This window comes from Falseniella ignava CCUG 37419 (assembly GCF_000301055.1).
Lineage (GTDB): Bacteria > Bacillota > Bacilli > Lactobacillales > Aerococcaceae > Falseniella > Falseniella ignava.
This window is the reverse complement of the sequence record NZ_JH932300.1, coordinates 115,934-139,457: the sequence shown is the minus strand read 5'-3', so window position 1 is coordinate 139,457 and position 23,524 is coordinate 115,934. Positions and strand designations below refer to the sequence as shown.

The window sequence follows — 23,524 nt, the reverse complement described above, 5'->3', positions numbered from 1 at the left end:
TTGAATCGCTTGATGATATAAATCTGTCATCATTTTACTAATTTCTTGCATAACTTGTGTTACAATATTCATGGATAACCCTCTAACTTTCTGTGTGTTTTGGATACTAACAGTATAGCAGAGGGTTATCTTTTTTGCTTTTAGCTTACCAACAGTTATTTTACACTAAGAGCAAGTAGCCACTGTCAATGACTATTCGTTATTTTGAAAATATCTTGTAATCGCTTTTAAAACAATGTATATTATATATAGTGTAATGGAATATTTAGTTGTACGGTTATAATTGTTAATAAAATAAGTAGTGAAAGGATGTTCAACATGCGAAAAAATCTTTTAAAAGTATTATGTAGTTGTTCGATATTGTTTTGTTTAAATACCGTTAATAATGCTTATGCTACTTCAGGAAATAACGATGTATCTCACGGTCCAGTGCTAGAAATCACTGAACAACGTGATAGAATCTGGAAATATCAATATCCAGTAATAAATTACAAACAACCGAGATACTATTACAATGATGGCTATTATCATGGTTACCTAACTTTAGATTATACTAAAGCCGGTATTCAAGTCGTCTCATATTACAGTGGATATGTTTATCCCATATCAGGAGGCGCACCGGGACCAAGCAGAATTAAGCCTCAACCGACTATTTTATCTGTAAACGAATAATCTTTGAACCGTTCTATATTTTATTACACAAAAATAACTAAGGAGGCGTTGTTGGTATGAATAAGATTAAACAGTTGTTGTCATCGTGTATGATTGTATTGTTATTGTTAACCTCTGTCATTCCGATTAAAGCTCAAGAAGAACGAATTTATCAAAGTCAAGATGAGTCTGCCACTTTTAGTGAAATTGTTATTGCGGATGATTATACTTTATTAACCATGAATCCAAATGCTGAAGCTTATGAACATTATATGATTGTTTTCGCAAATTATGTGAATAACGAGCTCTATTCACGTCTTCCTTCCGAAGAAGATCCAGACGAAAAAGAGTTGATGATTCAGCTCAACGCAATGAATGCAAACTTCTATGAAATTGTTCAACAAATCAATGCCAAACAAGATGTTTATCGTGCGATTGAGGAAGTTCAAGATTTATCAAGTGGTATCTATCTTCAACTCGTTGACCGCGGACAGCTCCAAGTTAAAATTACACATCCTAAATATTATGAAACCGAAGATGCTCTTGATATTCGACTTTATTCAAAAGATTTAGTCCAATTCAAAAAAGTTGACCAAAAATTGGTGAATTCTTTTGAAGAAGCAGAATATGAACTTATGACAGAAGCAGAATAAGTGCAATCACTCTTTATTCTAAAAAAGAACACAGCCACTTTCACTTTATAGGCGAAAGCAGGCTGTGTTTTTCTTGCTCATTAATTGAGCGCATTAAAAGCTTGATAAAGTGCATAGAAGTCATCGATTGTAAGTTCTTCTGCACGTTGATTGGGATTAATTTGAGACTTGTCTAACGCTGTCTGTAAAAATTCACTCTGTTCCTTACCATAATAATTTCTCAAATTATTCCAAAGTGTTTTTCTTCGTTGCGTAAAGCACACTTGAACAAATTGTTCAAACGCAGCGGTATCTTCCACTGGAACAAGGGGCGACATGCGTCTGGTTAACGTTAGAACAGCAGAATCAACATTCGGCGGTGGATTAAACACCGTTCTTGGTACGATAAATGATAATTCTGCTTCCATTGTATTTTGAATCGCAATCGATAAAGATCCGTAGTCTTTCGTTTGAGGTTGCGCAATCATCCGTTGTGCGACTTCCTTCTGCATCATCATGACCAACTTGCGGAACGGTAGCCCACTGGTGATTAATCCCATAATAATCGGTGTCGTAATATAATAAGGTAAGTTAGCGACTACAACTAAATCTTCCGCTTGGCGAAGGTCTTGATACTCTGCCGCGCTAAAATCCACTTCTAAAATATCTCGATGAACTATTTGAACATTATCGTAATCTGACAACGTGTCTTCTAAGATCGCAATAAATCGTTGATCAATCTCAAAGGCATAAACTTGTTTACTGTGAAGCGCTAAAAATTCGGTCAGCGCACCAATCCCTGGGCCAATTTCAATGACGGTTGTTTGATCCGTTAACGCTGCCGTCGTGACCATCTTGCGTAAAATATTCGTATCCATTAAGAAGTTTTGACCTAAACTTTTTTTCATTTTTATTTGGTATTGCTTCATAATTTCTGCCGTTCGTCGAGGATTGGCAATATAGACTTTAGATTCTTCCAAGATGTTCACCTTCTTCTAACGCTTGTTGTAATTTCTCCAATGTAATTTGATAACGAGCGAGTTGCTTTTGCAGTTGCTTACCATTCATACGTCCAATTCTGAAATAATTCGAAATATAATCGCGTCGACGTTGCGCACTTGAGGACGCAACGAGCCCAAATGCAATTAATTGAGCCAGCGGGATATACGCAACTTGCTGTGAGTTTATCTCTATGGGTGTCATAACTTGCGCCAATGCCTCTCGGATACTCTCAGCGGAAGCATGTTCGACACCTAAACTTTGATGCTTGCGATGGCTTAATGCTTGTTGTTGACTAAGATGCGCATGCTTTACGGTTGGATACGCTTGACGAATTATTGCTCGAATCCGTTCCCCTGGATAATCAGGGTCGGTCAATACGATGGCGCCCGATTGTTCAAGTGCTCGGCCAATTTCATCGAGCACGGAGTCATCAATCGCTGACCCCCCTGTTTCAATCGTCTTAACTTCAGGACCGAATACCTCAACTAATCGGCGCGTATCATCCCGGCCTTCAACCACAATAAATTCTTGCGGAATCCACTGTTCAGCCACTAACTTTGCTCACCTTTCCAGCGAAATAGTTCAAAAGCATTTTGAGTCGTTAATGCTGCTAAATCAGCGTAAGACATTTGGCGTACTTGAGCTAACCGCTCTGCAACATAGCGCACATATGCAGGTTGGTTTTGCTTCCCACGCATTGGCTCAGGCGCTAAATACGGTGCATCGGTTTCAATTAACAGTCGATGATCAGGAACAATCGCGGCAGCCTGACGGACTTCCTCCGTCTTTTTAAATGTCAATACACCACTAAAACTTAGATGCATTCCAAGATCTAAAAATCGCTTCGCATCATCGACTCCCTCGCCAAATGAATGCATAATCCCACCCGCATCCGGAATCCCTTCTTCTTTAAGAATTTGGTATACATCGTCTGTCGCGTCACGGTTATGTATCGTAATCGGTAAATTATGTTCTTTTGCGATGGCGATTTGGCGTCGAAATACACGCCACTGTTCCGCTTTGGTTGAGGTATCCCAATGATAATCTAAACCAATCTCACCGTACATTTTTACCTTTGGATGTTCCAATTGTTGCTCTATCCACCGTTCAACTTCACCATTGTAGCAATAAGCTTCCGTTGGATGCCAGCCAATAACACTGATCACTTCATCGTATCGCTCGCTTAACGCTAGACTTCTTTCAATAGTTTCGCGGTCAAATCCAACGACCGCGAAATAACCGACGCCTTGGTCATGCGCTTGTTGAATAATTTGATCCTCTTGCCCTTTAAAGGCTGTCGCATTGAGGTGGGTATGCGTATCAAATAAACGTTGCATAGTTTCCTTTCTGTCTACTAAATCTCTAGCCGAGTAGTGTGCCATTCGGAACCTCTGAACTGATGGTAACGACCTTTAATTCGCCATTCGCTTCGGTTGATAGAATCATCCCTTGGCTAATATATCCCATCATTTTACGTGGTTTTAAGTTCGCTACAATCGCTACCTTTTCTCCAATTAATTCGTCTGGCTGAGGGTAATATTTCGCAATGCCAGATAAAATTTGGCGGTGTCCCTCATCCCCAGCATCTAATCTAAATCGTAATAATTTATTTGAACCTTTGACGGGGACAACATCCATTACTTCGGCGACTTTCAATTCAGTTTGAATAAATTGATCAAACTCGACATGTTCCACTTCGTCATAAGCTAACTGAACTTCTTCAGGGTTCCAAGATGGGTCGTCAACTTTAGGTTGAGCATTGACTAACTTCGGACGCATCATTTCTTGGATAAAAGCCATTTCTTCTTCCATCTCAAGACGTGGGAAGAGTGGTTGCCCTTTCTTGACGACTTGATGTTCAGCGGTCAGTTGATTGAATTCGACTTCCGTTAAATCTAAAGCAAGCTGATCACTTAACCCGAGCTGTTCTAAAATTTGTTCAGCTGCATGCGGTATCACTGGACGTAATAAATGACTCACGACACGCAAGCTATCTGCTAGGTGATACATTACCGAAGCTAACTCTGCTTTACGATCTTCATCTTTCGCCAGAACCCACGGCTCTGTTTCATCGATATATTTATTCGTGCGAGAAACTATCGCCATTACACAATCTAAAGCTTCACTAATTTCAATCTGATCCATCGCTTGATGATATTTTTCCAGTAGTTCTCGGACTGTGGCTTCGTAACTCGAATCGATCACAGTTTCTTCAAGTGAATGGGTTGGAATTTCACCGTCGAAATACTTATTAATCATCGCAATCGTACGGTTTAATAAGTTTCCTAAATCATTTGATAATTCTGAATTTAAGGTTTGAATAAATCCTTCCGGAGTGAAGACGGAATCATTTCCGCCACTCATTTCACGTAATAAGAAATAACGTGTCGCATCTAATCCGTAACGATCTATTAACATCTCAGGATAGATGACGTTCCCCATTGATTTACTCATCTTCCCGTCTTTCATCACTAACCAGCCATGGGCAAAAATTTGTTTCGGTAATGGTAAGTCTAAAGCCATCAGTAACGCTGGCCAATAAATCATGTGGAAACGTGAAATATCCTTACCGATTACATGCACATCTGCCGGCCAATAATGGTCAAACAGACGCGTATCTTCTGAACCATAACCTAACGCTGAAATATAGTTTGATAAGGCGTCAATCCAAACATAGACTACGTGTTCTGGATTTGATTTAACAGGCACTCCCCATGAGAACGTTGTTCGCGAAACCGCTAAATCTTCGAGGCCCGGCTTAATAAAGTTATTAATCATTTCATTTTTACGAAAAGCAGGGACTAAAAAGTCTGGATGTGCCTCATAGTATTCTACGAGTCGATCAGCATACTTACTTAATTTAAAGAAATATGACGCTTCTTGAACCCGTTTGACTTCATGGCCAGAAGGAGCCACGCCACCAATCACATTCCCCTCTTCATCACGATAGACTTCGATCAATTGTGATACTGTAAAGAATTCCTCATCACTAACCGAGTACCAACCTGAATATTCACCTAAGTAAATATCGCCTTGCTCAAGTAATCTCTCAAAAATTTGTTGCACTGCTGCAACGTGTTGTTTATCAGTTGTTCGAATAAATCCATCGTAGGTAATTTCTAATTTTTCCCATAAGTCTTTAATATATGCTGCCATTTCATCAACATATTGTTGCGGGTGAATTCCTTCTTGTTCGGCTTTCGCTTCGATTTTTTGACCATGTTCATCCATACCCGTTAAGAAATAAACATCATAATTCATCAAGCGTTTATAACGTGCCATTGCATCGCAGACTAACGTTGAATACGTATTCCCGATATGTAAACGACCACTCGGGTAATAGATTGGTGTCGTAATATAATATGTAGGTTGTGTTTCAGTCACACGGAGTCCTCCTTTTAAATAAATGTACCCTCTCATTATAGCATAGAAAGTATTCATTGAGCTGATGAGATAGCGGCTAACAACAAAAAAAGCTTTCTGAATTTTCAGAAAGCTTTTAGCGTAAATTTTCTAATTATTTGTTAACACGAACAGCGAAACTTGGCATGAAGTAATCACTTACTGTTCCATATGATAATGGACGTCCAAAGTCTACTGCGTGTAAGTAGTTACCATTACCTGTTGCTAATGCTACGTGGTATGGAGCTCCTTCGCCATTTGACCAGAAGTATAGGTCTCCTGCTTGAGCTTCACCGACACCGATGCGGCTTCCTGAATTTTGTTGTTCACCAGTCCAGCCACCTACGTTGATGCCATAAACTTGTTGGAATACGTAGTATACATAGCCTGAACAGTCAAATCCACCAGGTTCTTTACCACCCCATACATAAGGTGTTCCAATAAATTGTTCAGCAAATGAAATCAGTGACTGAACGTTTGCTTGAGCAACTTGACTTGCTTCTTCAGCTTGGGCTGCTGCTGCTTTAGCACGTTCTGCTTCTTCACGAGCAGCTTGAGCTTCTTCAGGTGTAACAGCTGTCCATGATTGTTCTGTTTCAACTTCTTCAACTACAGCTTCAGTTTCCTCAACCGGTGCTTCTGTCTCTTCCACAGGTTCCCATGGCATTTCTGGATCCACTTGTTCTACTTCAACGGATTCTTGCGTCAATGTTTCTGGCGCCGCTTCTTGTACAACGCCTACATTTGCTTCTGCTTCTTGAGCAGCTGCTTCAGCTTGTTGTGCATAAGCTCTAGCTTGTTCAGCTTCAGCTGCTGCTTGGTCTGCTTCTGCTTGAGCTTGAGCAATCGCTGCATCTTGTGCTTGTGCTTCAGCAAGGGCTTGGTTATATTGCGCTTGTAATTCAGCTTCAGAAGTCGCTTGACTTGCCGCTGCAACGGATGCTTCTAGTGAAGCTTGATTTGCTGCTGCTTCTTGTGCTAATTGCGCTTCATAAGCTAAACGTTGTTGTTCTAAATATTGTTCTCTTTCAGCAACTAGCGCATCGCGTTGTGCTGCTGCTAAGGTAATATCATTCGTTAATTGGTTATAAGCTTCTTCTTGTGAAGCAGTTTGTGTCGCTAACTCAACTTTTGCTGTTTCAAGTTCTTTTTGTTTTGCTTCTTTTGCTTCTAAAGTTTCAACCGCTTGTGCATGTTTTGTTTCAACGGCTTCTTTATCTGCAATTTGTAATTGGATTAAATCTTTATTCGCTGAAACCATGCGATTAATCACATCGACACGTCCAACTAAATCTGTAACAGACTTAGATGAAGCAACATAATTTAAATAATTTGCTGAACCATTCGATACTTGAACTGCACGTGCTTGTTCTTCTAAAAGTTGCTCGCGGTTCGCAATTGTTTCTTCAAGTACTGCAATCTCTTCTTCGATTTCTTTCAAAGTACGAGTATCTTCAGCAATAGCCTTAGATATTTCAGCAGACTCGCCTTGAATCTTTTCAATTTCTTGATATGCAGTCTGTAATTTTTGGTGTAATTCAGCTTGAGTTGCTGAAAGTCCTTCAATTTGTACGATGGTATCGTTAATGAGCGCATCAAAATCTTGCGCATATGTTGCGACTGGACCACTCAATGCCCCCACCGTTAATGCCGAAGCTAAAACTTTAGTAACGAATCGTTTCGATGATACTGTCATTATTTTCGGGCTCCTTTTTCTTATTATTAGTTATTAATTAAAAGTTTGATTTATATTTTAAAAATTGTTTATCAAGTAACGTTATCACGCCACGATAGATGTATCGTATCATAGATCCAGATCCATTTTAACAAGAAATTCAAATCGTATTTTACTTGTAATAATACTGTAAAATAGCAATTTTTCCTTAGGGTTTTCTTAACTATTTCTTAAGAATTAGTTGACTTCAGCTTGTTTATCTTTACAGCAACTTCTATAATAAAACATAAATAAATCAAACTAGGAGAATCTACATGACACAAAATATTTTAGATGATTTAAAATGGCGTGGTGCGATTAACCAGCAAACGGATGAAGAAGGCTTACATGAACTGATCGATCAAAAATCGATTGGTATTTATTGTGGTGTTGATCCGACAGGGCCTTCGATGCATATTGGGCATTTAATTCCATTTATGATTCTTAAACGATTCCAACTTGCAGGACATCATCCGATGATTGTCATTGGAGGAGCTACCGGATCGATTGGGGACCCAAGTGGCCGTACAAGTGAACGTACACAACAATCTTTTGAGGTTGTCAAGGAGAATGCACATCGATTGACCCAACAAATGGACCATCTCTTCTTAAAAGGTGATGTCGATAGTAGTGGATTTCGTATTATGAACAACTACGATTGGCTAGGTAAGATTAGCCTTATCGACTTCTTACGCGATTTTGGTAAGCATTTTAATGTTAATACAATGCTAGCTAAGGATGTTGTTGCCAGTCGGTTAGAGCATGGTATTTCGTATACTGAATTTACTTACCAAATTCTACAGTCAATTGATTTCCACTATTTATTAACACACCATGACATCCAAGTTCAAATCGGTGGGGCCGACCAATGGGGAAATATTACCTCTGGGCTTGACTTTATCCGTCGCAAGGAAGGTTCTGAGACACAAGCGTATGGATTGACCATTCCTTTGATGACAAAATCTGACGGAACTAAATTTGGAAAATCAGCAGGGAACGCCATCTGGCTTGACCCTGATATGACTTCTCCATATGAGTTTTACCAATTCTGGTACAATCAGCAGGACGAAGATATTGTAAAATTCTTAAAATACTTTACATTCCTAAGCCACGAAGAAATCGAAGAACTTGAAGAAGAAATTAAAGAGCGCCCTCATCTTCGCGTCGCTCAACGTCGCTTAGCAGAAGAGGTAACCCGCTTTGTTCATAGTGAAGAAGCTTTAAGGGACGCACAATATATTACGGAGGCTTTCTTTACTGGAGATGTCGGATCACTCAGCCCAGAACAAATCAAGGTTGCTGCCGCGAGTTTACCTTCTTTCACAGCTACCAAAGAAGCTGCCAACTTACCTGTTTGGTTAGTCGACACAGGGATTGTCAGTTCAAGACGTCAAGCTCGTGAGTTCGTATCAAATGGTGCCATCTCAATCAATGGTCGCGTAATTGATGACGTAGACTATGAAATTTCGCCAGCTGATGCGATTGGAGAAAAATATATTATTGTTCGACGTGGTAAGAAAAACTACTTCGTCGTAACTTTTGAATAAAAAACAATAAGAGGCTGTAAGATAAGTCCTCAAAAAAGTCCAGATTTTTATTCGATAAGAATAAAAATTCTGGACCTTTTTATTTACTCCAATTATCAGCGCCAACTTCCTCAAGTTCGTGGCCATTAATGCCAACCCAATCTCATTATGAACCTTATCAATCCCTCTTACATGGAATCGGTTGAACCCCTAATTGGCCTTCAAATTTCCGAATGCGGGTTCCACATCCGTTTTTCGAAGGCTGTATATTGAGCTGTATTCTGGAAAAGTTTATCGAAGTTACGGTGAATTAAAACAAGCAATCATTGATTATATTCGTTACTATAACGAGGTGCGAATTAAGGAAAAGTTAAGTTGGTTAAGTCCAGTTGAATATCGAGAAACACTGGCTGCTTAAGGAATAGCCTTAAACAAACAAAAAGAGAGACAAGCATAAAACTATGCCTATCTCTCTGGTCCAACTATTTGAGGTCACTCTAACTCCTCTAAAAAAGGTCACTATAAAAATGATCAAACTTATCACATAAGGAATTGTGGTATCCAATAAAGCCTCGCGCATCGTTTCCCATTTAATGTTCGAATGCCTCTCCAATTACTCTCCCCTTTTTAATATTATTATATACTCTACAACACAAACTCGATATTTAAATTTATTTCTTGTCCCTTATCAATTAATTGATAAACAGGATTAAATAATTGAGCATTTCTCATTAAAACGCTAACTTTTTCACAATCATCTGTATCCGCATAATAAAATAGCTTTATTCTAATATCTTTAATCAGACTTGGATCAGAATAACCTCTTACAGGTATCATTCGCAATGGATTCGTCAGTTGAGCTTGGACTGTTCCTTCAATCTCATCTAAAAAAATATCATTCTGCTTTAATTCTTTAATAGCAGTTATAATTGTTGATGATAATAAGCTCGAAAGAAGATAAGAGATAGCCGTAATCTGCTCAAATTCAATATCAAAAGATATTACTTCGTTCACTTCAATATTTTGTCGATCCGTATATACATTTACTGTATCCAAGTTGGGACATGTTCCCCTCATAAACAGATTATAATATAGTGACTCGTCGGGCTTTTTAGCTTTCATACCTTGCTCTCAATTCTTCTTTGACTTTCTGAAGCACCGCCAGTTTTTCCTCGATATAAGGATAGCTATTCACCGGCTTCTTGGCGAAGGTCGCAAAGCCACAATCAGGATTCAATAGAATACGTTCGGCTGGCAAGTAGTTCAACAACTCTTCCGCTCGCTCAATGATCGCCTCCGCCGATTCAGTCTCATCCTGGCGCGGATTCATCACACCCAGTCCTAGCGAGGCCCGCTCAAACAGCTGATGCCCCTCAAACAACGAGCCCAGACTACCCGCACGATCGGTCGAGTACTCCAAAAAATAGATATCGGCCGCCACTGCTTCAAATAAATCTAACAGCGGTGTATAAGGACCGGTGAGAAGAATGGTCTCATCCTTACTCCAGTTACCCCGGCAGACGTGTAAGCCGACTTTAGATTTTGCTCGGTCCACCGTCTGGAAGACAGCTTGCAACAAGCCGGTGGCAAATTCAAGTTCCTCTGTCGGATCTTTCTTTTCAGATAGTGACGCACACATAAAGGTCCTGGTATTCCCCGGTGAGAAGACCACTTCCGTCAGTACCGGCTCATCAAACTGGATAATCTCAACACCACGAACTTGAATGGCTGCAATCTCCTCCTTGAAGGCCTGAATCACATCTACCGCCAAGGCTTCTTTGGAATCATAGTATTGATCGGATAAGCCCTTAAGCCACATAGAACGAGTCACCAGATAAGGGCCTGGCAGCGTGATCTTCTTCGGACGATCGGTTAATTCATGTAACAGATCAAGTTCGCCGCCTACCAAGGGCTGCCGCCGCTTGACCGGTCCCACACAGATCGCATTCTTAATACTATTGGCTGGCACATCCAGAATCGACAACATCTCTTCATAAGCTTTCTTATCCTCGATATAAGGTAGCAAATCACTCATGCTCATCATCTTGACCCCACCTAAGGCCTCAGCAATGAAGGAGACATAATTATCACGTGACAATTCTCCACTGGTGATATAGTCCACCGCATAGGCCTCCTGCAGGCGCACTACCGCCTCGGTGGCAGTATGAATCATCTGGTCATACTCAGCTTGAGTGATCCGTTCCTTGGCCAAATCTCTCCTTGCTTTCAGTAGTTCTTGTCCTCGGGGCATACTCCCCATTAACGACACTTCGAACATCTACACACCTCTTTCATCCTTGACAACTAGCCACGTTCTTGATGAGTCTTTTGACCACGAACGATTCTAGCTTTCAAAGAAGTTCATGTAATCGACTGCTTTACGGATCTCTTCGAAATTAGTGGTTCGCCCTGGTAACCATTCTTTCAAGCCTTCAAGGTCGAGAATTTCCTTGTCCTCTTCTTTGTTGTAGTCCATTAACATCAATACTTCGTTGAAGGCTTGTAGATCTTCATCTGGCACCTCGTTATGAGCGGTGAAGATGCAGTGGTCGAAGGAGTTGGTCTTGCCGATCACTTCAAGTTGATTACCATCGACTGTTCCGTCCCGGGTCCAAGCTTGATAGTTCCCTTCAATGGCGAAGCCAGCCACATTCTCTCCAGCTTCAACCGACTTGATCGCATCGAGTTCGCCCCCGGTATGGTCACCGTCCAGACCCACACCAATATCATAGCGCACTTCTTCATAGTCTTTGCCGAATTCCAGACCATTTTCACGTAGATATTGAATCGGAATTAAGCGCGCTTGAGGTGAGTCAATTGCACCAAAGGCAATTTTTTGGCCCTTGAGATCTTCCACAGACTTGATGCCGCTATCTTTTTTAGCGACTAAAACGGTATGCAAGTCGCGGTCGGTATCCCGCATCAACCCATATTTGACATCACCCTTAGTACGTAGCTCCGCTTCCCGATTAGCTAGTGGTGAGTTCCATGCCACGTCAATTTCTTTTTTGATCAAAGCATCAATCTGACTGCGATATTCATCGAAGAAGACCGGTTCAATCAAGATCCCTTGATCCTTATCCTCGATGAATTTGCGAATCATATCCCAAACAATCGTAATTTTGGGGTCATAAATAACAGCACCGACTTTTAATTTTTTGGTCATTAAATATTCCTCCTTGTTCATCTAATTATCTTCCAACCGCTGATTATGGAATCGGTTGATCGGTCAGGACACTACCAATCCATTGATGTAAGATATCGACACTTGGTGCCATCACTTGGCCAGCCAGTCCGTCGGCTAGATAACGTGAGAAGTTACGGAATTGACTATAAGCCCGTCCCCCACCGATTAACATACCCAAGCGACCTGACTCAACAACATTCTCAATCGCAATCACACGGGCTGAGAGGATCTTAGGTAGTGCATCGGCAACACCTTCTCTGGCTGCTAGCGCAGAACACTTACATGCGCTTACCCCTGCGTTGGCATAGTTATAGATACGTGATAAGTGAAGTTTGATAGAATCCACATTAGCTAAGGTACTTCCATCAGGGAAAGTCCGATCTTTAGCATGGAAGATTGCTTCGTTAGAAATCGCTACATTAAGACCACTATAGACAGCGGCTAATCCTTGTACAAAGAGTGGCGCCACTAGAGTTAAGATTTGTTCCATACCTGAATTTTCTTCGCCTGTTCGATATTCTTCACTCAATTTGACATCTTCCATATACATTGGGCATGAGACATTCGCTTTCAGGCCAATCCCATTCCAACGTTCCATCTTGAATGTAACACCATCTGTTGCCAGTGGTACAATGAAGTTATCGGTATCCGCTTTTCCTTCCCCGGTCTTAGCAATTACCATGTAGTATGATGCTGCCGTTGCGGAGGTAACCATACTCTTACCTCCATTAATAATCCATTGGTCACCCTCTTTAACAGCGCGAGTCTTATCTGGATAGTAGAAGTTTACTCCAGAACCAGATTCAGAGTAAGCTAAAGCAAGGATTTTACCTTCTTCGAGAACTTCTTTAACGATTTTAGCTCGTATATCTGGTTTGGCTGCATTTAACACAATATTCAGGGCCACATTATGCATCATATAAGTCAAGCCGACTGTAGCTGAATGTATGGCAAAAGCCCGAATTATTTCAGAGTGATCATAAATATCGCCTCCCAAACCACCGTCTTCAGTAGGAATAAGAAGTTTGAGATAACCTTCCTGATGGAGTTTATTGAAGATTTCCATCGGGAATTCTTTTTTCTCATCCAATTCTCTCGCGACTGGCGCAATATGTTCTTCTGCAAACTTAACTGCTTGTTCGTAATATTCTGTCATTTTTTCTGCTCCTTTTAGATATACCTGGTAACCCGTGTTACCGCCATCTTGACGACAATTATATTTTTCGAGTTGATTAAATGATCAGAATACAATTAAAACGCACGCTCAATAAGCCCATCTTAATGATGTGCTTAGTCAGTGAGTACACCTCTGGGGTGACGTTCAGTATAAGGGTCAATTGTTTCTAAGTTCAGGTCAATATTTCACAATGAAACACTCACCTAAACTTAGAAACAAATGATTTTTATACTCGTTGTCCCAACGCTTAGTGAGATGTACTCATCGTTTAAATTGTATTCCATTAATTAACATAACCTTACCTCCTTAAAAAATCCTAAAGACAATCAATATAAACCTATCGTTTATAGCCAATTCAGGGTAATATGTATATCATCTCTTAAAACCTATACTCTTCATTGGCGTTTATATTTATACACTTCTAAAAGGTTTACAACACCCTCTCTTTAATGTTTGCGATGATTATAGCAAAGCTCAACCGAAAGTTCAACATGTGTTTTATATGTATATATATAAATGGAAGTTATATTTACTTTCTCCATCTATACAACGGCAATGACAAATAAGAATCATCACGCATTATCCATACGTGTTTGATTAGCAATCTTTAAAAAATTGTTACACAATTCGATGGTTGTTTTCGTATTGTTTATCTAATCTACCCTATCATGTTTCAGTATAATTACCGACGCTCCCACTACATATAAGAATTATGAATTCATCATACGATATTTATATCCGTAAAACACTCATATTATAAGTTGAGTTGATGTCGTATTATATTAAATCCATTCATATGAACATAATTATCTATTGTTCAAATAAATTGTGCTTCTTTATATAATGCTTACTAACTATTTAACGCCCCACCTAACAATTTAACACCAACCCCGCTCTCAACTTTTAAAGAGTGCACCTCCCCATCTCACCCACCAATTTCCACCCTTTCAGCAACCAAAAAAGCCCTGATATAGCCTCTCTACTCTCCAGTAAAACCGTTATATCAAGGCTTTTATACTCTATTAAATTGTATGCTTTGAGCCATTATCATTTCAGGAAACAGTTGATAGGCTAAAAAGAATTGATTACGGGTAGCGACTTGAAGATTATAACCTGGCTTGAGTTGCCCATTACGCATGGGATCTTCCTTCATTCGCATAAAAGTCGCATCTTTGTCAGTTTTTGAATACGAGTTGCGTGAACCGAATGTTTCGTGCTGTTTTTGATAATTCATCGCTTTCGATTGGCGTTCCTTCACCTGCTTCATTTGACGCTTTAGAAAGCGTCGTTCTCGCTTATCAGGATTGGGGGACAGCTTGGGATTTGATTCAATTTGTTGTTCAAGATCCTGTAATTTGACTTCTAACACCGTAATGATTTCTCCTAAGTCCTCCACGGTTAGCGGGGTATCTTCAGGGATGGAGGCTCTGCCGTAATAATCGTACAATTCATTTAACAGTGTCACGAGTTGTTGGCGATTCATTTCTTCGTAGCGAATCGTATTCTTCTTCCAAACAAAAGTATACTTATTGGCATCAGCGAGTAACTTGGTGCCATCAATAAATACTTTATCATCAATGAATCCCTGCTTTTTCAAAAATGAAACAAAATAGTCAAAGCTATCCGTCAAAATCTCCGCTAATTCATCAGAGCGTCTGAAACGGCAGATTGTCTCGTGACTGGGGCACTGTTCTTGTGTGAGCCATCTAGCCGGTAAATTCTCTTGTGCAAAACGAGCGATTGGTCGACTGGTAAAGATTCCCCTTGAATAAGCATATAGGAGAAGTTTTAACAACATGGAAAAATCATACTCTCTAGGTCGACCAAAGATATAGGGGTGATGAATTTCTAAAGTTTCAACAAATTCGTGAATCGTCCAGACGATATGATTGACTTCAGGAGAATATTGAGTTGAGAGTTCTAAAGTGAGTTGGTTTATGTTATAATGGTTACACATTGAAGGTAGTTCTTTCTGGATTATCTTTAAACAGAGGGTCTGCTCCTCTGTTTTTTATTTTTACTACCTTTATTATACCATTAAACCCACCAAGAATGTTGATATAATAACATTCTTGGTGGGTTTTTAGCCTGACTTATCTTACAGCCTCTTTATGTTGCAATAATTTAATTTTCTATCGTTCATCCCATTGTTCGGGGCTCCACGCTTGGCCAACTTGTCGGTTTCGTGCGCCTTCAAGTAAAGTAGCCTGTTCATGACGCAACTGCTCAGCCACATAAATTAATGCCTTAGTTGGATATGTCTTAGCGAGCGTTTGCCATTCTTCAATTGGATATTCCTTCAATTCCACTAATACCACCATCCATTCATCGTAAATAATTCTTCAAGTTCTTCCGCTTGATGGCTAATATCTTCTTGCCACATTTGGAAAGTTAATGCTTGAGTTGAATCGAGCGGCAAACTCGATATAGTGGGATGTGCTAATTGTTCCAAAATAAATTGTTGGAAAACTCGCAAGCTTCCTTGTTTCCCGGTGGATAAATAGCATGCATAAGTTAACATTAGACGCATTTGTGTCGGCTCATCCATCATGCTAAAACGATGGATTGCAAATGGCGCAAGATACTCCATCCGATAATAAGTAGCCAGCGCTTGATAGGGTGACAATAGTTGATCCATCGTAACTCCAACATCTTCTCCAGGATGGAATCGTGTCGCAGCAACATCTGCAGTAATTACTACGCCGAATTCCTTTCCCTGCATTTTTTGTGCCCATCCAGGATTGGACTGCCAATCTTGAAAGACCTCATCCATCCAAAATTTCAACAAACTAGGTGCTTGATACCAATACATTGGAAATTGAAAAATAAGTCGGTCATATTGCGCCAGTTGATCGCGGTAGCGATCACCATCGATTGGGTGGGTCATATCGCTGATCTCGTCAGCAAGAATTAGTACATCCGCTGAAGTATAAGCTTGACTCGTTTGGTATAAAAATTGTTGCGTTGTTGAATTCACCCCTGCAGGGTGTCCTACAATAATTAAAGTTGATTTCATTGATTTCCTTTCGTTGTCTCTTGGTGGGGCAAATGAATAATAAACCGTGTTCCCTCACCTTTTTTACTTTCGACAAAAATTTGCCCATCATGCGTTTCAATAATGGATTGGACAATCGCCAACCCGATTCCTGATTCACCAAACTCGGTGTTTTTACGCGACACATCGGCTTTATAGAATCGCTCCCAAATCCGATTCACTTCATCCGGATCAATTCCAATGCCAAAATCTTCTACAATCATCTCGCTATAATCTGAATGCATTGAGCCATGTAAAATAATGTCGCTTTCTTGACTGAATTGGATTGCATTGGTGACTAGATTAATGAGCACTTGTACAATTCGATCATAATCGCCCCAAATCACTAAATCTTCCGCTGCTTGAGTGAGAATCGTGTCATTTTTTTGTGCGGCTTTCTCACTCAACTGCGTTTGGATTTGTTCAAATAGCGCTACACCATTAATCGATTGCTTTTTCAAGACAATTTGTCGACTGCGAATTTTCTCATAATCTAAATTCTCATTCACCAAGCGCGTTAGTCGATGTGTTTCTTGTTCAATTAACTTCAAACTTCGATCTTGTTGATGTTCAGGAATTACTTTATGGATTAGTCCTTCCAGTAATCCACTCATCGTTGTGAGTGGGGTACGCATTTCATGCGCCACATCCATCATAAATTGTCTTCTAAGTTCTTCTTGACGTTTAATTTCCTCTTGGGAAGCAATCAAAGACTGAGTCATACTATCAAAATCGCGTGCCAAGTCACCATATTCATCATGCGAAGAAGTGTCTAGAACAACATCAAAGTTGCCTTGTCCAATTTGCTGGGTCGCCTCTTGTAACCGACGAATTTTGCGCGTACTGTAATTTGAATAAAATGCACTTAATGCACCACCGATGATTAACGAAATGGATAGCGAAACTGCAATCGTCACCCTCAGGCTGTGTAACTGCTCTTCTAAATCATTGAGCGGCGCAGCCAGACTAATAAATCCCGATGGAAACTCCCCCACATCTTGGTGCGGTAAATAAACCATTAAGTAAGTTTCTGTTCCATGATCAGATATTTGCCGCTCAACCGAACGAAATCCCAAATAATTTCCTGACTGAAGCTTCGCTAATTCTTCCTGGGTTAAGCTTGATTGATAGCGTTGGTCATAAGTTGGATAGATAATTCGCCCGTCGGATAAATAAACTTGGATCGAAATATTTTCGCGAGCCAATAGCTGTGATGTCCGTACTAGATCATAACGAGAAAAATTATTGTTAACAATATTATTCCCATAATTAAGCAATTGTTGTTCTCGCGAATCAATTAAATTATTACTAATTTGGCGCTCAATTCGAAAAGCAAACAACATAATGGCAATGACAATGATTAAGGAGAATCCTAATAATTGTTGCCAAAATACTTTCATGCTTCCTCACCTGGTGCTTCGTATTTATAACCTACACCCCAGACTGTTTGAATCACTTGCGGTCCAACTGCTTCGATTTTTTGGCGAAGCTTCTTAATATGCGCATCAACCGTCCGCTCATCACCATAAAATGGATCTTCCCACAAACTCGTTAATAAATCATCTCGGCTAAAGACCCGCTTGGGACTTTGGACAAATGTCACCAAAAGATCAAATTCTTTCGGCGTTAGATTTTCAATTGGTTTATCATGATAATAGGCTTCGCGAGTTGATGTATTAATATGAATTAAGTCTGTCTCAACATCGAATTCACTCGTTTTTTGTGATGTTTCTTCACTTGTTACATGATGATGTTGTGAGCGACGATGCAGAGCTTTCATCCGAGCAATTAAAGTCATTGGGCTAAAAGGTTTGGTGACGTAATCATCTGCGCCGAGCTCTAGACCAATCACTTGGTCGCTCTCGGAGTCACGTGCCGTTAACATAATAATTGGCGTTTCTTTATCTTCTTCGCGAATCGCACGACAAATTTGAATGCCATCCATTGAAGGTAGATTTAAATCTAACAAGATAATGTCCCATTGATTCGATGCATTTTTATAGGCTTGATACCCTTCAAGTCCGTCTTGATAAAAGCTTGCGTTAAATTGTTCACTTTCAAAAAACATCGACATCATTTCAATTACAGAGTCATTATCTTCAATCATCAATATATTCATCGGTCTTCTCCTTTTGTTGTTCAGCGTATTCTGTCAGCTTTATTATACACGATTCACCGAAAAATCGCTGATGTTTCATCGATTAACATAAAAACTCTCTTTGTTTTCATGATTTTTTCACACATTCATCTTAGCCATTAAAAAGAAGCGACCTAAAGCCGCTTCTTAAATCTACTTCATCTTACTTCGGTTGCCCGACCGTCAGCGGAGTATCTGAACTTATTACTCCAACTTTTTCTTCTTCACGTGGGGCTGGGGGCACGGCTTGCGCGGATTCATTCGTATTAGAAGTAGGGTTTGATCCAATCAATGTCAGTTCTTCAACGAGACATTCAATGACATAGACATCCTGTTCTTCTCGATTTTTATATTTTCTACTTTGCATCCGTCCAGCCAAAGAGATTTGATCCCCTTTTTTACAATAACGATCCATTAACTCTGCCAAATGATCCCAAGCAACAAATGGAATAAAATCTGTGGCACGATTACCATTACTATCACGATGGTGTCGTTGAATCGCAATCACATTATTAACCACTCGTCCATTACTCCCTACTTGTCTCACTTCAACATCTCGGACAACTCGACCTACAAAAACGACTTTATTCATTAAAGTCACTCCTTTCTTTTTTACCCAAAAAATCGGGGCTAGTAATAAGTACACAAAAAAGGAGTGAAATACTTTTTTTATTTTAAAGTTTCTGCAATTTGGACCAGTTTTCGTAGTCGATGATTTACTCCGGATTTACTAATCGGACCTCCAGGAATTTCTTCACCCAATTGCTTTAAGCTCATATCTGGATTAGCTTGACGAAAGATTGCCATTTCTCGTAACTTATCCGGCAACCAATCTAACCCTTTAGTTTCTTCAATAATTTGAATCGCTTCACGTTGCCTTTGCGACGCATCAATCGTCTTATTCAAATTCGCATTTTCCATATTGACAAGTCGATTCACCGAATTACGCATATCTCGCACAATCCGTATATCTTCAAACCGCAGCACTGCGCTGGTAGCCCCAATTAAAATTAAAAAGTCTGCGATTTTTTCCGCTTCTTTTAAATAAGTAATATAGCCGTTGCGTCGCTGTACCATTTTGGCATTTAAACCAAATTCATTCATCATATGGCATAATGCTTCGTTATGTTCTTCATAGTTAGTGTAGATTTCAAGGTGATAATTTGCGCCTTCAGGACTGTTGACCGAACCACTCGCTAAAAATGCGCCCCGCAAATAGGAACGCTTTTTAGCATCACTTTGTAAAATATCTTCTGGGATTTTTGATTGAATTCCAGCTGGTCCCATTACACTTAAATCTTCTAAAATTTCTTTGACCTGAGTACGTACACGCACAATATAGACGTTGTTTTTCTTAAGTTTCATTTTTCGGCGGACGAGAAGTTCGCCTTCCACATTATAGTGCTCTTTGATAAGTGTGTAGATGCGTCGAGCAATCGCTGCGTTTTCACTTTGAATATTTAAGATGAATCGTTGCTGATAGATTGACACATTCCCATTGATTCGAATTAAAGCGGCCAGTTCTGCCTTGGCATGCTCTTTATGCACCTCTAACAGCGTGCATTCTTTTTTGACATCCGCTGCAAAGGTCATAGCATCCACCCCCTAAATAATCATGATTAAAGTTTAAATTCTGGTGTGTTTAATAAATAACTTAATTCATGGACAACTTTTTGCGTATCATGGTACGCTCCACCATCTTTCATACTCAAGAATTCAGCTGAGATGACACGACATCCTTGATCTCGCAAAGCTTGGAAATCATGTTTCACTTGCAATAAATATTCTTCATTGGGCTGGTTCATAATATAGTCTTCGGGAACTTTTGCAGTGTTTACAAGTACGGTATCAATCAGTGGTTTTCCTAGATGATGATTTAATACTTCCACATGATTTGCATCAGTAAAGTTCTCCGTTTCTCCAAGTTGAGTCATAATATTGCAAATATAAACAATCTCCGCAGATGTCTCCATCATCGCATGCCGGATTTGCTCAATCATCAAGTTCGGTAAAATACTTGTATAAAGACTTCCTGGACCCAACACCACCATATCAGCTTCTAAAATAGCCTGTACAACACGTGGCGATGCGTCTACCGCAGGCTCTCCGTTGTGACGCGTTACCGTGACATAATCAATCGGCTTACGATGAAGCGCAATTTTCGATTCACCTTTCGCCATCGTCCCATCTTTAAAGTAAGCATTTAAGATTAAGGCTTCTTGTGCTGCAGGGAGGATTTGGCCTTTCACACTCATCCATTTTGATAAGGTATCAATCGCTTGTTGCAATGAGCCGTTCATTTCTTTAAGGGCAGCAATTAATAAATTTCCAATCGCATGTCCAGCTAAAAAGGCATCATCCGTATTAAAGCGGTATTGAAACATTTCAATAACTTCTTCCGGACTTTCTGATAGCGCACAAATACAGTTACGAATATCGCCTGGTGGCACCACATTCACATAGTCACGAATAATCCCACTACTACCACCATCGTCCGCTACCGTGACCACGGCCGTAATTTGAGCGTTAATGCCCTTAAGTCCTCGTAAAATAACAGGAAGCCCCGTTCCTCCTCCGATGACTGCTACTTTTTTATTAGGTTTTATTTCACTCATAATTTTCCTCGTCTCTATTTCTTCTGGCTATCGCGATGAGTTATATTGACTCGATAATCATCGTTTGCCAAATCTTTAGCAATGCGTCGCGCTAAAGAAACCGAGCGGTGTTTCCCACCTGTACATCCAATACCAATCGTAACTACTGCCTTGCCTTCTTTCTTATAACCCGGCATACAATAGCGAATCAACTCCATAAAACGTTTATAAAACTGTTCAGTCTCAGGTTGTTGCATCACATAATCATATACCCGGCTATCTTCCCCCGTTAGTGGACGTAACTCTTCAATGTAATAAGGATTAGGTAAGAATCTTACATCCATAATAATATCCGGATCAATGGGTGCACCATATTTAAAACCAAAAGACATTACTTCAATATGAAATGTTTCTTGATTCAGCGTGTCAAAATGTTCATTAATTTTTGCTCGTAATTGTTTGGGTTTTAATCCAGTTGTATCAATAATAATTTGAGCCCGTGCTTTTAAGGTTTCAAGCAAGGCGCGCTCTCGTTGAATTCCCACCAAAATACGATCATCTTCTGCTAATGGGTGCTTGCGACGGGTTTCTTTGTATCTTGAGACCAGTGTCGTATCTGATGCATCTAAAAATAAAATTCGGGTGGTAACATGTTGTGTATCAATCATATTGGATAATACGCGCTCTAAATCATCAAAAAATTCCCGCGTTCTTAAGTCTACCACGAGCGCGACTCGGTTAATTTTACCTGATTCTTTAATCAATTCCCAAAAAGTTGGCAGAATTGACGGTGGCATGTTATCAATACAATAAAACCCTAGATCTTCAAAGCTTCGCATCGCAACCGTTTTACCTGCTCCACTCATTCCTGTAATGACAACTAATTCCAATGATTCAGCCATGGATACCACTCCTTCTTTATTAATCATCTTATTATACCAATTCCAAGGATAACTGCCAATCCTCACCGAATTAGTTAGGTTATACGTAGCTTTTCCTTAATAAAAAACGTTGAATTGATCGTAAATCATCAATCCAACGCTTTACTATAATTCATAATTAGTAAACAATCACTGGCATGCCAATATCAATCGCTGCATATACCTCGCCCATAATCCATGGTGGTGTATTGACACATCCTAGGGAGCCTCTTTCTAAATAAGTCGTTCCACCAAAGTTCGCTTGTCAATCTGCATCATGAATCCCTTGACCGGTATCATCAAATGGAATCCAGTAGCTTACTGGGACATCATATTCCTTTTCCGTTCGTGGGTTATAGCCTTTCAGATTTTCATTTTCAGCTTTATTCCAAACAGAGTAAGCCCCGGGAATCGTATCTGTTCCTACTTGTCCTGTAACGATTGGGGTTTCTATCACCAACTGTCCATCGCGATAAATCCACATATGTTGATGGGTAATTGATACTTCAACATAGCTATTGCCAATATCATCGGCTTGATTATATCCAGTCCCAACAATAACAGGTTCTCGCGTAACGGATTGCCCCGATTGTAGATCATTGACGATAGCCTGCGTTTCACTTTCACGGTCGATAGACCAACCTAACGTGCCGGGCTGAACCGTTACGGGGCCGTCATAAGTTGAATTGAATTGGCGTGATTTATTATATGTCGCATATTGATCATTTAATTCACCTAAATAATCGTAAATTGCTTCTTCATCAAAGACTAATTGATTGCTTTGGTCAAATTGGATCCAACTTTGAATTTTCTCCTCTGGAATCACAACGTCTTCTCCTGCAATTTGTAAGGTGATTTTTGTTGCGATAACTTGATTGATGCGTTCCATCACCTTTTCAGCTTTTTCCTTAATTTCGCTGTCATCTTCTACTTCACGATAAGCTTGATTTAATTCTACTGTATGCTCATCGTTCGCTATTGTCTTCCCAATAAGTGTCGCTAGCTTATCGTAATCAATCATATCGCCTTGCGTCGCTTCGGTTAAGTAGTACCCTTGATGATCTGAATAGGCAATACTAACGGGCTGACCTACAGAACGTTGTTCATTATTAATACCCATATCAGCAAGTCGCTGGCGCAACGATTCATCATCAAAAGTGACACCCTGGTTTGAAGAGTATGCGTGATGATTAGAATTAAAAAAGTTCATAATCCAATAATTCGGATTTTGATTTTGATAAGTATTATTTAACGCTGTTTCAAACTTAAACTCACTCTTTAAATCTTTAAGCTGTAATTGACCCAATTCCTTACCATTTTCCTTGATGTCGACCACTTGTTGATCTAAGTGATTTTGGACTTTCTCTCGAGCTTGAGCTAACGTTAAATTACTCACATCAACTGAATCGAATGTTGTATTTACTTGAAATCGATCAGCGTAGTAGCCAATACCTGCGCCGTATCCTATCAACAAAATAAGAAACAATGACAATAACCCTATAAGAAATTTCTTCATCGACATACTACCTCTCTTCTTTGTCCATTTCT

The 23,524-nt window shown here is 39.8% G+C and carries 22 protein-coding genes and 1 pseudogene; 4 read left to right on the top strand and 19 right to left on the bottom strand.

All coding sequences use genetic code 11. The features are described from left to right. Nucleotides 1-318 precede the first annotated feature (318 nt). Entirely contained in the window at nt 319-672 is a 354-nt protein-coding gene (locus HMPREF9707_RS00710) for a hypothetical protein (protein WP_006700809.1), read from the top strand. A 56-nt stretch (nt 673-728) separates the two neighbouring features. After that, nucleotides 729-1,304 carry a hypothetical protein gene (locus tag HMPREF9707_RS00705; protein ID WP_006700808.1) on the top strand — a complete coding sequence of 192 codons (576 nt, stop codon included), beginning with the start codon at nt 729-731 and terminating at the stop codon, nt 1,302-1,304. Between the two features lie 80 nt (nt 1,305-1,384). Here the strand turns inward: HMPREF9707_RS00705 and rsmA are convergent, their stop codons facing one another. The 5 genes from rsmA to HMPREF9707_RS00680 form a co-directional block, all read right to left on the bottom strand. Further along, nucleotides 1,385-2,212, bottom strand: coding sequence for a 16S rRNA (adenine(1518)-N(6)/adenine(1519)-N(6))-dimethyltransferase RsmA (rsmA, locus tag HMPREF9707_RS00700; protein ID WP_051007497.1), 828 nt, complete (start codon nt 2,210-2,212; stop codon nt 1,385-1,387). A 37-nt stretch (nt 2,213-2,249) separates the two neighbouring features. Further along, complete coding sequence (gene rnmV / locus HMPREF9707_RS00695) at nt 2,250-2,837, bottom strand: ribonuclease M5 (protein ID WP_006700806.1); 588 nt, start codon at nt 2,835-2,837, stop codon at nt 2,250-2,252. Next, nucleotides 2,837-3,622 (bottom strand): TatD family hydrolase, encoded by a 786-nt coding sequence (locus HMPREF9707_RS00690; RefSeq protein ID WP_040442788.1) that lies wholly within the window; start codon nt 3,620-3,622, stop codon nt 2,837-2,839. The genes rnmV and HMPREF9707_RS00690 overlap by 1 nt, the downstream gene beginning before the upstream one ends. A gap of 25 nt (nt 3,623-3,647) precedes the next feature. Then, nucleotides 3,648-5,705, bottom strand: coding sequence for a methionine--tRNA ligase (metG, locus tag HMPREF9707_RS00685; protein WP_051007489.1), 2,058 nt, complete (start codon nt 5,703-5,705; stop codon nt 3,648-3,650). A gap of 97 nt (nt 5,706-5,802) precedes the next feature. Next, the gene (locus HMPREF9707_RS00680) at nt 5,803-7,383 is read right to left on the bottom strand and encodes a C40 family peptidase (protein ID WP_006700803.1); all 1,581 of its coding nucleotides are present in this window, start codon (nt 7,381-7,383) and stop codon (nt 5,803-5,805) included. A 293-nt stretch (nt 7,384-7,676) separates the two neighbouring features. On the opposite strand from HMPREF9707_RS00680, the gene tyrS reads away from it, so the two are divergent. Together tyrS and HMPREF9707_RS00670 are read left to right on the top strand one after the other, a co-directional pair. Continuing rightward, nucleotides 7,677-8,948: a tyrosine--tRNA ligase gene (gene tyrS, locus HMPREF9707_RS00675; RefSeq protein WP_006700802.1), complete on the top strand. Its 1,272-nt coding sequence runs from the start codon at nt 7,677-7,679 to the stop codon at nt 8,946-8,948. 193 nt (nt 8,949-9,141) lie between these two features. After that, entirely contained in the window at nt 9,142-9,345 is a 204-nt protein-coding gene (locus HMPREF9707_RS00670) for an IS3 family transposase (protein WP_040442786.1), read from the top strand. Nucleotides 9,346-9,572: 227 nt separating this feature from the next. Here HMPREF9707_RS00670 and HMPREF9707_RS00665 read toward each other — a convergent pair whose 3' ends face one another. The 14 genes and pseudogenes from HMPREF9707_RS00665 to HMPREF9707_RS00605 all read right to left on the bottom strand — a co-directional run bounded on the left by HMPREF9707_RS00665 (nt 9,573) and on the right by HMPREF9707_RS00605 (nt 23,492). After that, entirely contained in the window at nt 9,573-9,983 is a 411-nt protein-coding gene (locus tag HMPREF9707_RS00665) for an OsmC family protein (protein ID WP_040442783.1), read from the bottom strand. A gap of 55 nt (nt 9,984-10,038) precedes the next feature. After that, a complete protein-coding gene (locus HMPREF9707_RS00660; protein WP_006700800.1) occupies nt 10,039-11,205 on the bottom strand; it encodes a cobalamin-independent methionine synthase II family protein in 1,167 nt (388 codons plus the stop codon). Between the two features lie 66 nt (nt 11,206-11,271). Further along, nucleotides 11,272-12,093, bottom strand: coding sequence for a phosphate/phosphite/phosphonate ABC transporter substrate-binding protein (locus HMPREF9707_RS00655; RefSeq protein ID WP_006700799.1), 822 nt, complete (start codon nt 12,091-12,093; stop codon nt 11,272-11,274). Between the two features lie 43 nt (nt 12,094-12,136). Beyond that, entirely contained in the window at nt 12,137-13,270 is a 1,134-nt protein-coding gene (locus tag HMPREF9707_RS00650) for an acyl-CoA dehydrogenase family protein (RefSeq protein WP_006700798.1), read from the bottom strand. A 1,078-nt stretch (nt 13,271-14,348) separates the two neighbouring features. Further along, nucleotides 14,349-15,248 (bottom strand): annotated as a pseudogene (locus HMPREF9707_RS00645) (transposase); the annotation flags it as partial. Between the two features lie 175 nt (nt 15,249-15,423). Beyond that, a complete protein-coding gene (locus tag HMPREF9707_RS08845; RefSeq protein ID WP_006700796.1) occupies nt 15,424-15,600 on the bottom strand; it encodes a hypothetical protein in 177 nt (58 codons plus the stop codon). Then, nucleotides 15,600-16,307, bottom strand: coding sequence for an NAD(P)H-dependent oxidoreductase (locus HMPREF9707_RS00640; RefSeq protein ID WP_006700795.1), 708 nt, complete (start codon nt 16,305-16,307; stop codon nt 15,600-15,602). The genes HMPREF9707_RS08845 and HMPREF9707_RS00640 overlap by 1 nt, the downstream gene beginning before the upstream one ends. Beyond that, a complete protein-coding gene (locus HMPREF9707_RS00635; RefSeq protein WP_006700794.1) occupies nt 16,304-17,725 on the bottom strand; it encodes a sensor histidine kinase in 1,422 nt (473 codons plus the stop codon). Before HMPREF9707_RS00635 ends, HMPREF9707_RS00640 begins: the two co-directional genes overlap by 4 nt. Beyond that, nucleotides 17,722-18,444, bottom strand: coding sequence for a response regulator transcription factor (locus HMPREF9707_RS00630; RefSeq protein WP_006700793.1), 723 nt, complete (start codon nt 18,442-18,444; stop codon nt 17,722-17,724). Before HMPREF9707_RS00630 ends, HMPREF9707_RS00635 begins: the two co-directional genes overlap by 4 nt. A gap of 181 nt (nt 18,445-18,625) precedes the next feature. Then, complete coding sequence (locus tag HMPREF9707_RS00625) at nt 18,626-19,054, bottom strand: single-stranded DNA-binding protein (protein ID WP_006700792.1); 429 nt, start codon at nt 19,052-19,054, stop codon at nt 18,626-18,628. Nucleotides 19,055-19,131: 77 nt separating this feature from the next. Next, nucleotides 19,132-20,055, bottom strand: a complete 924-nt coding sequence (gene whiA, locus HMPREF9707_RS00620) for a DNA-binding protein WhiA (protein ID WP_006700791.1) — start codon at nt 20,053-20,055, stop codon at nt 19,132-19,134. A gap of 26 nt (nt 20,056-20,081) precedes the next feature. Further along, on the bottom strand, nt 20,082-21,077 hold the full coding sequence (locus HMPREF9707_RS00615) for a gluconeogenesis factor YvcK family protein (RefSeq protein WP_006700790.1): 996 nt from the start codon (nt 21,075-21,077) through the stop codon (nt 20,082-20,084). Between the two features lie 14 nt (nt 21,078-21,091). Beyond that, nucleotides 21,092-21,958: an RNase adapter RapZ gene (rapZ, locus tag HMPREF9707_RS00610; RefSeq protein WP_006700789.1), complete on the bottom strand. Its 867-nt coding sequence runs from the start codon at nt 21,956-21,958 to the stop codon at nt 21,092-21,094. 283 nt (nt 21,959-22,241) lie between these two features. Next, the gene (locus HMPREF9707_RS00605; RefSeq protein WP_006700788.1) at nt 22,242-23,492 is read right to left on the bottom strand and encodes a L,D-transpeptidase family protein; all 1,251 of its coding nucleotides are present in this window, start codon (nt 23,490-23,492) and stop codon (nt 22,242-22,244) included. Nucleotides 23,493-23,524: the final 32 nt, after the last annotated feature.

Coding starts and splice junctions, on each gene's coding strand:
- HMPREF9707_RS00710 (WP_006700809.1), top strand. CDS start 319: ATGCGAAAAAATCTTTTAAAAGTATTATGTAGTTGTTCGATATTGTTT.
- HMPREF9707_RS00705 (WP_006700808.1), top strand. CDS start 729: ATGAATAAGATTAAACAGTTGTTGTCATCGTGTATGATTGTATTGTTA.
- rsmA (WP_051007497.1), bottom strand. CDS start 2,212: ATGAAGCAATACCAAATAAAAATGAAAAAAAGTTTAGGTCAAAACTTC.
- HMPREF9707_RS00690 (WP_040442788.1), bottom strand. CDS start 3,622: ATGCAACGTTTATTTGATACGCATACCCACCTCAATGCGACAGCCTTT.
- metG (WP_051007489.1), bottom strand. CDS start 5,705: ATGAGAGGGTACATTTATTTAAAAGGAGGACTCCGTGTGACTGAAACA.
- HMPREF9707_RS00680 (WP_006700803.1), bottom strand. CDS start 7,383: ATGACAGTATCATCGAAACGATTCGTTACTAAAGTTTTAGCTTCGGCA.
- tyrS (WP_006700802.1), top strand. CDS start 7,677: ATGACACAAAATATTTTAGATGATTTAAAATGGCGTGGTGCGATTAAC.
- HMPREF9707_RS00660 (WP_006700800.1), bottom strand. CDS start 11,205: ATGTTCGAAGTGTCGTTAATGGGGAGTATGCCCCGAGGACAAGAACTA.
- HMPREF9707_RS00655 (WP_006700799.1), bottom strand. CDS start 12,093: ATGACCAAAAAATTAAAAGTCGGTGCTGTTATTTATGACCCCAAAATT.
- HMPREF9707_RS00650 (WP_006700798.1), bottom strand. CDS start 13,270: ATGACAGAATATTACGAACAAGCAGTTAAGTTTGCAGAAGAACATATT.
- HMPREF9707_RS00640 (WP_006700795.1), bottom strand. CDS start 16,307: ATGAAATCAACTTTAATTATTGTAGGACACCCTGCAGGGGTGAATTCA.
- HMPREF9707_RS00635 (WP_006700794.1), bottom strand. CDS start 17,725: ATGAAAGTATTTTGGCAACAATTATTAGGATTCTCCTTAATCATTGTC.
- HMPREF9707_RS00630 (WP_006700793.1), bottom strand. CDS start 18,444: ATGAATATATTGATGATTGAAGATAATGACTCTGTAATTGAAATGATG.
- HMPREF9707_RS00625 (WP_006700792.1), bottom strand. CDS start 19,054: ATGAATAAAGTCGTTTTTGTAGGTCGAGTTGTCCGAGATGTTGAAGTG.
- whiA (WP_006700791.1), bottom strand. CDS start 20,055: ATGACCTTTGCAGCGGATGTCAAAAAAGAATGCACGCTGTTAGAGGTG.
- HMPREF9707_RS00615 (WP_006700790.1), bottom strand. CDS start 21,077: ATGAGTGAAATAAAACCTAATAAAAAAGTAGCAGTCATCGGAGGAGGA.
- rapZ (WP_006700789.1), bottom strand. CDS start 21,958: ATGGCTGAATCATTGGAATTAGTTGTCATTACAGGAATGAGTGGAGCA.
- HMPREF9707_RS00605 (WP_006700788.1), bottom strand. CDS start 23,492: ATGAAGAAATTTCTTATAGGGTTATTGTCATTGTTTCTTATTTTGTTG.